This window comes from Odoribacter laneus YIT 12061 (assembly GCF_000243215.1).
In the GTDB taxonomy this organism is placed as follows: Bacteria; Bacteroidota; Bacteroidia; order Bacteroidales; family Marinifilaceae; genus Culturomica; species Culturomica lanea.
In genome coordinates this window covers 756,222-766,870 of record NZ_JH594596.1, presented here as the reverse complement: position 1 = coordinate 766,870, position 10,649 = coordinate 756,222, and the positions used below count along the sequence as shown (strand labels likewise).

The window sequence follows — 10,649 nt, the reverse complement described above, 5'->3', positions numbered from 1 at the left end:
AACGCTGTGATTTGATGTAAATACTTGATAAGATATACCTTTCGACGTTTTTGCCTGCTGCGAGGAATTGCTGTGATTTGATGTAAATACTTGATAAGATACACCACAAATTACGACGACATTTTCCACCTCTTTTTGTATTGACCGGAACATATAACACTCGGAGCTGAAAAAGCACGATTTACCACTGCAGCTCTTCGGTTGTGCCCCTCTCGGCAATTTGGCTGCACAGCATCAAGAGGATCAGACCGGCATTACGGATAATAGAAAGACGACGAGCAATAATCGAACCGGTACGCCCTTGCATCATTTGGTTTCCCTTCCTCGTGATCGACCTGACATTGATTAAAACTATTTCAGCTGTTTTCAACTAGAGCAACCTTTTGTCCGATTTGTGCCGCTGCTTGCCAAAAACGGTCCAAGACTGTTTTTTGTGTCGGGAAGATCACATAGCTGTCGCTGTCAATATCGATGCACCCTACCGCAGACAAAGGACAGGCTTTACTGAAGCGGGTACACCAAACGGTAATATTGTCATCCTCGCTGAGTGTTTCGTCCCCCAGTGCTTTTAACAGGCATCCTGCGTCCTCGTTCTTTTTCAGGATTTCCTACAGGGCGAATTCAAAATCCTCTAACTCACATCTCCAGTCGAGTTCCCAGGCATATCCATGCCTGATAAGGATGTCCGTCATACCCAACCATTTCAGTATCATCAGTTCGCCCGATGCCAGATCGGCGTTGCGGTCTTTATATTGTTCCGAATGTTCCCTGCAATAAGCCTTTATGTCGCTGACACAGTCTTGGATCGCTCCCATGACGGCGGGGTTTTCCCCGGAAATTTCCCGGGCAATGCCGGTGATTTTTTTATTGATAAGGTCTTCCGTTGGGGGTATCTTCGACACTCCGCCGAAACCTGGCCAAGGATACCTACCGGGAAAGTCCTCGGACTCCGGTTCACCGGTTACTTGTGCAATTGCAGTGATACCCAGCGTCTGGATACAGGATATAGCTATATGTGTCCCGAAATCCATGTTTGCCAGGCTATACAGGCTTTCCTCCAAATATCGGGGCTGACGGGCATTACAACGGCCCAAACAAAACATAATTTGCAACCCGATGATAATACCTATTTTTAGTTTCATACCCTATCTTATTTTCATTTCCCCAAAATACAAAAAGAAACAAATGAACATTCACCAGTCCGTTTCTTTTTCTTTAGCCACAGGCAATCGGCGCTTGCAGCTTAAATTTTTTTTGAATCCGTTCCCATAATTCCATGTCATTCCTCCAAGACTATTTGAAATAACACAACGAAAGCCACCCCGATGGATAGCCTTCCACTTACTTTATGCCTTCCCAAACGTCCTGTTCTCATTTTCAGGCAATCTCCCGCAACTAACCGTCCGCCCACCGTCCCGTACAACAATACAGGTAAATTTACTTGAACCTGCTGTTTTCATAGTTATAAGGAACACTTGTCCCCACAACCACATCTTCGATCTTGCCGATAATCAACCAATCGTCCATATTTCCCTGATGTTCGAAATCAAGCGCGGGTTCTATCTTTTCTACTCCGGCAAATTCTACCAGGACCAGGCACTTTTTATGCCAGCGTTCTTTTTGTTTATCTGTCAGATTAAGTTTAGGTTGACTCCGTTCGAGCGTATCGGTAATCTCCTCTTCCGTTAGTTTGAGATAATTTTCGACATGAGTCACCGTGGCTTTGGCAGAAATCTTCTTCGATCCTTTCTGCATAAAATAAAGGATTTCCCCTTCATTTACCCGACTGTGCGGGATTTTACGCCCGGCAGCCCCACGAACTACCATCGTTTTACTGCCGTCAAGTATTTTATCCAACACTTTGGCTTTATCATCACAATATACCAAATGCACCATTATTTTTCCAGATTTTACTATATTTCACTTCTGTTTAAAGGGCTGCCAACCTTCCTTTATTCCGGGCAGAATCCATTTTTATAAAACAAATAACTTTCCTCTATCGCTTCCGCCGTATCAGCTTCCAAAGCATATAATATTTCCCTGCAAAACTCCAATTGCCCGGTTCCATTGGCAGTTACGATCTTCCCGTCCCTGACGGCCTGTTTATCAACATAATCCGCTTCGCCCGTATATTTATCTCCGGCATATTGCTTCAGGTAAGCGAGTGTATTACTGGTATGCTTTACTCCATTGAGGAAACCATGCACTCCGAGAAAAACGGAAGCGTTACAGATTCCGGCAACTAATTTTTTTTCTCCGACTGTTTCTTCCACCAGCGGGACCAATAATTCAACTTCTAACGAAAACCAAGACATCCCACCGATTAATACCAAACCCGCAAATCTTCCGGCAGCTCCTTCAAATCGTAATCGGGCAATACTCGGAGTCCACCTATTGAAATCACAGTGTCTTTAGCCTGCGATAAGATTTTTACTGCATGCCCGACAGAATTCCCTGGTTTCACACCCTGGTCCAAACACGAAACGATAAAGGCGCCTTCCCAATCAGCAAATTCATTTAATAATACCAAAATAATCTCTTTCATACACGTCTCTTTTCCCATGTTCATTCAAAAAATCACAAACCTGCTCTGGTCTGTTCCTCACGTTTCTTTGTATCTGTTTACACCTACAAACATACAAATTTATCGCTGATAGACACCAGCTGTTGTCCTTTTTATTCACACAATTGTCCCCTTCCCGTATGTGTTTCATTCTTTTGTTATCTCATAATCATCTTTATTATTAATAGTGTATGAATCTATGGCTTTACTGATTGCAAGATTAGGATTCTCTTTGAGAAGTTTACAAAGTTTTTGCAACAGCTTTTTAATGGACAAGTGCATAGCAGGTTAAAGTGCTGGGAGGTGCTTACCTTTCTCCGCTCCGTTAAGATGATATAAGCAACTTGCTGATGTAAGATAGGATACTGACGAGAGCTTTTGCCTACAGTATTCACAATAAAAATTTGCCATAGTATTTATGGATAAAAGATTAGCAGGAGCATCATTCAGCCTACTCCTGCCGCAAAATTATATGGCTGATATGTCAAATCAGAGCATAGATTTTAATTTTTCAACAACGTCATTTTTCATTAATATATGGCAAACATAACGTGACCCATTATAAATCAATCCATGCCTGGTAGCAAATTCACTCAAGTCATTTTCTATATCAGATTCTTTTGATCGCATAAACACTTCAATAATAAAGGAAGTATTTCCTAAACATTTTATGTCTATAGCCATCTTACTAATGTCGTTATCAAAAACAGTACAGGTATTTCCATATTCATAAAACCAAAGTTTCCATTCTCTTTTTTCCCAAAATTTTTCAGACAATTGGCTTAGTTCCAAATAAAACTTATATGCATTTACATTAGCGTGTCTGCCACTCGTATACTTATCCTTGACCAATATCCAGCCTTGCTCATCACCCCACCATTGAATATTTTTTTCATTACAATATGCTAATAAATCGGGTATATGCACAAACTCAGCCCAAGGTTTTTCTATCGGAAAACTATCACACATTTGAGCAAGCACTTCCAATACACTCTTCTCTGAATAGACTATCTTCTTAAAGAACTCAAAGAACTTGTCTACATTTTCATTAATAAGAACTTTAAAATCATTATAATCCCAACCAAAAGACTTATTAGTCTGTCCTTTAAAGTATTTTGGATAGTCTTTCAATTCGCATGTGATTAATGCTCTGCGAGTAAGGTCAATAGTACCATCACACTCACCTTTAAACACCTCATAGAATACATTCATATATTTCTTAAACTCCTCAAAATTGAATCGATCATTCACAAAGCTCCATTTTAGGATAGGCAAGATTTCTCCATTCCATATCTTTCCATCCATATCTTGGTCTGTTTTGTATTGAATCTTCCAAAAGGCATCTTCAATTTCGATTCTGTTTTCTGATTCTAAGAAAATGGTAAACTTCAAACGTTCTTCTTCTGTTAATAGCTGATCAGAAATATTCTCTATATAGATTATATGTGCAATATCAGGATGAACCATCAACCTGATAACTTCCACAGCGTATGACAACACTCGGCCTATGTCTTTACGAATATGGTTAAGTTGGGCAATGTTCTTGAAAAAATGTTTGACTCTGACAATGTCACGTTCTTGAGCATTAGGAAATTTAATAGAGTAAGCAATCAAAGGCAAAATTCTCAACCAATCAATCTGAGAATTTATCCGCTCCGGAGACAGCCACAGTTTATTATTTGGAAGAGCTTCGTTAAACAGTTTTTTTACGACATTGAAATACTGATCAATAGTTTGGGGCTCTATTCTCAGCACAGGCTCAAAATCAAAACGATCGACTTCTGATTGTTTGACCAAGGATTCTTGTGTTTTCTCAAACTCTTTAACATCTTTGGTTTCCAACACAATCACCCATCTCAAAAACTCCAGTAGACCATTGTCGGCAGTGTCATTTTTATCCCGGTTTCTATTCATCCAGAACCATTGTTCCCACTTTTCCCACATATCTGATGAGTCAGGGTATTTTGTAACATAACGAGGTTTCAGATTTTCGGTCGGAGATAATGGTTCACCAGTCGTATTTATGATAACAAAGGTCTCTTCTCCTAAACTTCGTGTGCCCATATCGTAATACATAAACCACAAATTCTGAGTAACATACCGAGCAAGGTCGCTTTTGTCTATGTCACGATTAACCGGAGAAGCCAATAATTTGTGAATATCCTGTAATGCGTTGAGCATACTCCGAATACTTGGATCATTGTCATAGTCGCCAAAATACCAACACTGCTTTCTAATATCATTTGGTTCACCTTCTGATTCTAGAAAAAACTCACACACCAAATCACTGAGAAAATAAAGAGAACTTTCTCGTATTGCGTATTGCATATATGGCTCTTTGTCATCATTGTAATATTCAAAATCGGAGATAAGCAAATTTCGGAATTGGTTGCTGCACTCTTTGTTTAACATACCAATGAGCAAGAATAGTGTTGTTATGCGTTGTTGCCCATCACACAGTTGTATGTGCCCATAAGGCTCTTCGTAACCATACAGTAGACCCATTGACAAATCAACACGAGAACGATAACCTTTTTCGATAATATTTTCCAAAAAGTCTTGTACCAGTCGTCCTTTTCCACCCCAGCAATAGTCACGTTGCAAATCAGGAATAATGATTTTTGTGTATTTGCCAGTAAAAATTTCCGTCAAATTGTATAACTGTCCTATATTAAGCGTTTTCATCGGAGTATTTAGCATTATATTTCGCATATTGATTTTTAAATTCATCTAAAAAAGTCTCTTTCTGTTTTTTTATTTCTTCAATACCCCATTTCTCAGATGCAAACACAGAGATAGTATGCAATAGGTTACGACTTTTGAATCCTTTACGTTTGTCTAAGCTAAAATATATCGCTTTTTTGTCGTTAAATGAAGAGGCATTGAACGAAGAGTTGTCATTCTTGTATAGCAAAACTAAATTTCCAATACTATGCACACCACTATTCCCCTCGAATGAGCCCAATTCATTCTCCTTAGATTTTGGAAATATATGCTCAAGAGACCGTTCTTTCCATATCCCAAAATCAAAAGCCTGCTTAATATCTGTGTATGCCTGCACATTGCGTCGCAATAACTGCCTAAATGCAGGTTCCTTATCCTCTTCATTATAAAGATTGTCATTTTGCAAAACGTCAAACGAATAATCATACGCCATTTGAATAGCCTTTTTGTCAAATTTAATGATATCACTGTGATTAACTCCAAGATAGACCAGATCCGAATAAAGATTTATATCCGTTATCTCGTCCGTACGAACAAAATATGATTGAATAAAAGGTTGAGCGTTTCTCTGAATATGCATTACGGAACCTATATTGTTATGTAACTCATAGTTATAAAATACATCTTCAAATCGTTTTTGAAGTTTTCGCAACATTGAGAATGTGTCCTTCGCTGCTTTTATTTTATCATCCTTATCCAAAAAAACTCTCTTAAAACCCTCATATGATAATTTGTCTTTTTCTTTGCTATTGTATAATGTTTCGATTAACAGTCCCATAATATTTTTAGTATTATAGAAATCCTGCACGTCTGTACGATTCCACCAATGAAGCCATTTATCCCATTCTCTGGCATATCTACTTCTTATCATATTAGTATCCCAACGAGTTGACTCATCAATTACAACTTCATTCCGTGGTTGAGACACTAATCTTAATAAATCAGCTTTTATGACCTCTTGAGCAAGCATATCTGCTTTATTTCCATTCATCATCGTAAAAATAGAGGCAGCGTTTGCTTCTGGGATATTTATGTACAAGAACTTAATCTGATGGGATAAGTATTCAAATAATTTCTCTTTGTCAATATTATGAAGCTTACGATGTATCAAGCAAAGGGATTTCTTGAAGAAGTAAATATCTTGGTATGCTTCATTTTCATTTAGAGAACACATTCTAACTATCTCTTCCAACGATTTACCTTTGAGTCCTTGAAGGAAGCTATCGGATTCTTTACGAACTGTGTATCTGATTGTGAAGTTACCTACTTTCCCAAGATATAACATTATCAAGTACAGAAGCGTAGTTCGTTGTTGACCATCAATAATCACTATCTTATCTGACAGTTCCGAAACGGTAACCCCTTGCAAAAACATTGAAGACTTCGTTTCAAATCCTTGAATAAGATTATTAATAAAAAACGAAACAGAATCTGTATCGTTGCTATTTGTACGGCGCGATTTCCCCCAAACATATCCTCTTTGGTAGCTGGGAATTTCAAAAATTTTGCGTTTAGCAATGTATTGATTAAGAGTAATAAGAGGTTTTTCGTTCATCAGATTGTTATTTTAAAGAAATTCAATTGCTCTCCTGGCACATGCTTCTGCATCTACAAAGGGGTTGTGGTGAATATCTAAGTCAAAACCAACGTAGGCAGAAACTGTATAGAACTGATGTTCATACAATTCAGATAATCTTCTACGCAAAACCCAGAGGGTATATCCAAAAGTATAGTTCAGATAAGATATACCGTAATGTTCGTGACACCCGATAAGGTGCGTTTCGTCAAATCCTTTATTGTGGGCAACAAGAGTCTGTCCTTCAATTTTTTGGACAATTTCCGCCCATACTTCCGGTAATAGCGGTGCATCCACTGTATCCTGTACAGAGAGTCGGTGACATTCATCCAGTGCCAACTTTTTTTCCATAGGTATATCGGTCATATTCTGATCGGTCATACCTACTCCAGGCCAGCAAAAGAAATGAAGGTATCTGTATTTATCCTGCTGAAAACTCAAATATTTAGAAAAAAATAAACGCGCAGCCATATTTCCAGAATCATATTGAAACAAACGTTTCTCTTCCAGCAAATGCTGTATAAAAGGTTCTCTCTCAATCCACTCATTTATTTTACACATGCTTTTATGAAGAGAAAAACATACAATTTTACGCGACAGCACTTTACTAACCTCCAGATATTCCTTTTTCGAATAAAGGATAATCCATTTTTTCAATGCAGGGTAACCATGGGCTACTACCTGATATAACATGAAAAAACGGGTCCTCGGATCATTTGAAATAATAAAAGTTTCATAATAGACAACATCTAAGGGAAAACCATCTGTCGGATTAATAGCCAGATCACAGATCAACAAAAACAAAGCAACCAAAGGATCATACGAATTTTCAGGCCATTTTTCTCCCAAAACTTGTAAAAATACTTCAAAAGCTTCAATATACAAATCTTCCATCATTCCCACCTTAGCAAATTGTGGAAAAGATAATTTCTGACCAGAAACAGAATACAAATATTGTAACTGGCAAAACCGGGCTTGTCCTTCAAATATAGCCCTTGCTCCTAACGGAGGCATTGGTATCAAAGAACGTTCAAAGAAACCTTCCTTTCGTTCCGTCTCCAACCTGTTGAAATTCTCATCCCATTTGCGGACATCTGACAGGAAGGAAAACCCCGGATCGCATACACTTGCAATGATACTAACTGTCCAACCCCACATCATATGGTATGAATGTCCAATACTCCAAAAATAATCACTTGACCATGAATTCTGAAGATTTTTCGAATGATCCGAAATTAAACATCCACAACTGATATCAAACCAATTATTTACAATCAGGTTGATATCCACATTATCCTCTCTTCCTGTTTTTTCTGCGATTAGTTTACTATACTTAAAAACAGACTTATAAGCTTTCATTCTGGTTCATATGATCTGTCTGAATAACCGGATGTTGCTTATAGATGTTTCAAATTTAAAAAATTTTTACCACTTCCCGAATCCCACATCAGTCAAACCTGAAGATATTTTACAATAAAGAAAAAAACGCAAACCCTTATACGGGCCAATCATTAATATCCTAACACATAAATACCATCTTACCTTGAGCTCCCCACTTTTATCAACTCCGTCAAAAACACAATAAAGGGTTTCGCTGACTTTCTTCTACCACCATAAGCAGCCAAACGTGAAACATCCCATATCCTGTCCTTTAGTCCCGGCTCTTTGATTTCTTCCAGCGAATAAACCAGATAGAAACCTTCCTTTCCATTCTCCTTTTCCGACACCGGATAATGCTTCCGGATCAAATCATTGCGGCTGTATATCTGAGGCCCACCCGGTACAATCCTATACAAACAATCTGTCCGCAATTCCCCAGTCGTATGCAGCAATACATATTTTGCATGAATCAGCCCGGCCTCCAGTTTAATCGCTCCTCTCCGGGTTCCTAAGCGGACATTGTACAATTTATGCTTTACAATCCAATCCCAATGCTCCTCATTCTTATAAAACGCAACCAAGACGGCTGTTTCATCCGGAAACAAGCCTCTGTTTTCACCGATATATTCCGGCAAATGCTCTTTGACTACAGTCGGTTGTTTTTCTTTAAAAATCTCATAAGTACGATAAGCCATTTTCTCCCGCTGAGAAGTCCGATTCAGAAAATGCTCCACCACCTCCTTCAAAAACTTCTTCAGATCCTCCACACCCTGACTATATTTGGTCGGATTAATAGCAAACGCCCCTATACCAGGTAATATTTCATGAAATCCTCTCTTTTCAAAAGAACCGGTCCCAGGATATAAAATATACGCCCCTGCACTCCGACGGATAGCATCCCGATAGGCATGCATCTTCCAGATATCTTCTTTCCGGCATTCTGTCGCATCCTCACAGGTTTCATTACCGACGTCAAACAACTGACTTGCTTTATCCAAACGGTATTTTGCATCAAAATGCAAATGCACGATCAATTCTTCCCGTTCTGCCTGTTCCTGGGTAATACCTAAGGGCCAAATCGTCAGTGTATAATCCGGCCGCATCTCCAACGTCCAGCTCCCACCCTCCGGATAGGGCTTCCCGCCTGTAAATCGCCGGTTATAGCTAAACTCAATATTCAACCGACGGGATTCACATTCATATACACCAGCTAAAGCAACCTGCCGTCCCTGTTTTAGCTGTAAAGCCAGCCCATCGTCCGAACGAACAATCAAGCGGTCCAAATTTTGGACCTTCAGCTGAAACACCTCCTCCACCAAATGCAAAAGCCGGAAAAATAACCAATATTCATACAACCGGGCCACGTCCCGTTTCCCGGCCTGATAGACATCTTCTCCTCCCTGCCATACCAATTTAGCCGCCAGATCGAACATCAGCCACACCCGTAAAATCTCCCGATACCCTTCTTTGCGCTGCAAAACAGGACTATTCAAAGGTAATAAATCAGGTACACCGACCTGTTTCAACATCGCATGATTCAGATAACGTCCCAAACAGTCCACCACTCTTTTACCCTCTTTTTTCAAACGATCCCTACTCGCTTTATTCGAAATCAAAGCACTACAAAAAGTATAAAACGCAGAAAGAGCATACTTCACAAACCGGTTTTCAGGAGTATCCACTGTTTCCCGTAAACTTCGTGCCTCAATTTTTTCAGGCAATGTTTTTAATCTGTCATACAGAGGATGTTGTACAGGGGTATTTATGCGACGTGCAGAACAAGCTATTTGCCTCATTGCTTGCCGATCTATTCGTTTAACCCCACAAACACTTTTCAGTTCTTTATTTTCCTCCCAGCAAGTGGCAGGCGAGGATAATATCTGATGAACAGCATTAGCAAATTCCCCGGAATCGATCAACGACTTTACAAAAGCAAAACGCTGATATAAAATCCGTGCATCTCCCGACGCAGTGGGTTTAAAATACTGATTAACCGGAGAATTATAATGCATCAATAATTCTGTTGAACATTCAGTAATCTCCTCCAGCATTCGCCGATAATCTTCCCGGTAAGTTTCTTTGACAGAGCGAACTTCCAACTGAACTTCGCCACACCACTGATCTCCCTGATAAACCGCCAGAGATAACCTCCCTACCTGATTCCCGGGCTGTAAAATACCTGTAGATTTATTCAATTGAGAAGGATAAACAACCTCTCCTTTCAAACGATAATCCGCCCCTATCCTATACTCATACCGCTTTCCTTCCACCAACTGATAACAAGCCTCACCGAACTCCCGGGCTTCCTCCTGCGATATTTCAAACAACGTCCCCTCTTGCCCAAACAGCTCTAAAGGAACCGTCTGGCCATTACACAGTGTTATGAGTATACTCAATCTGTTCATG

The 10,649-nt window shown here is 39.5% G+C and carries 5 protein-coding genes and 2 pseudogenes; all 7 read right to left on the bottom strand.

What is annotated here, in order from left to right:
* Positions 1 to 356: 356 nt before the first annotated feature.
* Positions 357 to 1,031 (bottom strand): annotated as a pseudogene (locus tag HMPREF9449_RS17060) (DUF6630 family protein).
* A 406-nt stretch (positions 1,032 to 1,437) separates the two neighbouring features.
* Positions 1,438 to 1,896, bottom strand: a complete 459-nt coding sequence (locus tag HMPREF9449_RS03290; protein WP_009135810.1) for a hypothetical protein — start codon at positions 1,894 to 1,896, stop codon at positions 1,438 to 1,440.
* Positions 1,897 to 1,952: 56 nt separating this feature from the next.
* Positions 1,953 to 2,545, bottom strand: a pseudogene (locus tag HMPREF9449_RS03285) (type 1 glutamine amidotransferase family protein).
* A 507-nt stretch (positions 2,546 to 3,052) separates the two neighbouring features.
* A complete protein-coding gene (locus tag HMPREF9449_RS03280) occupies positions 3,053 to 5,248 on the bottom strand; it encodes a DUF262 domain-containing protein (RefSeq protein ID WP_187118583.1) in 2,196 nt (731 codons plus the stop codon).
* Positions 5,235 to 6,842 (bottom strand): DUF262 domain-containing protein, encoded by a 1,608-nt coding sequence (locus HMPREF9449_RS03275; RefSeq protein WP_009135805.1) that lies wholly within the window; start codon positions 6,840 to 6,842, stop codon positions 5,235 to 5,237. The genes HMPREF9449_RS03280 and HMPREF9449_RS03275 overlap by 14 nt, the downstream gene beginning before the upstream one ends.
* Positions 6,843 to 6,854: 12 nt before the next feature.
* A complete protein-coding gene (locus HMPREF9449_RS15760; RefSeq protein WP_009135804.1) occupies positions 6,855 to 8,222 on the bottom strand; it encodes a 3'-5' exonuclease family protein in 1,368 nt (455 codons plus the stop codon).
* Between the two features lie 179 nt (positions 8,223 to 8,401).
* On the bottom strand, positions 8,402 to 10,648 hold the full coding sequence (locus tag HMPREF9449_RS03265) for a DUF2357 domain-containing protein (protein ID WP_009135803.1): 2,247 nt from the start codon (positions 10,646 to 10,648) through the stop codon (positions 8,402 to 8,404).
* Position 10,649: the final 1 nt, after the last annotated feature.